The sequence below is a fragment of the Nocardia cyriacigeorgica genome, assembly GCF_010858045.1.
GTDB classification, from domain to species: Bacteria; Actinomycetota; Actinomycetes; order Mycobacteriales; family Mycobacteriaceae; genus Nocardia; species Nocardia cyriacigeorgica_E.
Genome location: NZ_JAAGVC010000213.1, coordinates 1 through 331 on the forward strand (window position 1 = coordinate 1; position 331 = coordinate 331).

Here is a 331-nt window from a genome sequence, read left to right on the forward strand (position 1 = left end):
GTGTCGGTGCGGCTGCGTAGGGTGCGCGTGTGGCGAAAAGCAAGCCGGTGTTCCAGTGCTCCGCGTGCGGGCACGAGGTCGCCAAATGGGTGGGTAAATGTCCCGACTGCGGTGCGTGGGGCACCGTGGAGGAGATCGCGCCCTCGGTAGCGGCGCCTGCGGGGCGGCGGGCCATGCTGCCGAGTACCGCCGCCGCGCCGATCTCACAGATCGATTCCCAGCTCACCGCGGCCAGGTCCACGGGCGTGCCGGAGTTGGATCGGGTGCTCGGCGGTGGTGTGGTCGCCGGGTCGGTGGTGTTGCTGTCGGGTGAACCGGGGGTCGGCAAGTC

General features: G+C 70.4%; 1 protein-coding gene. It reads left to right on the forward strand.

All coding sequences use genetic code 11. From position 1 onward, the window contains the following. Positions 1-29 precede the first annotated feature (29 nt). Positions 30-331, forward strand: a 302-nt coding sequence (locus tag GV790_RS29420; protein WP_309139051.1) for an ATPase domain-containing protein, incomplete at its 3' end; no start/stop codon positions are given.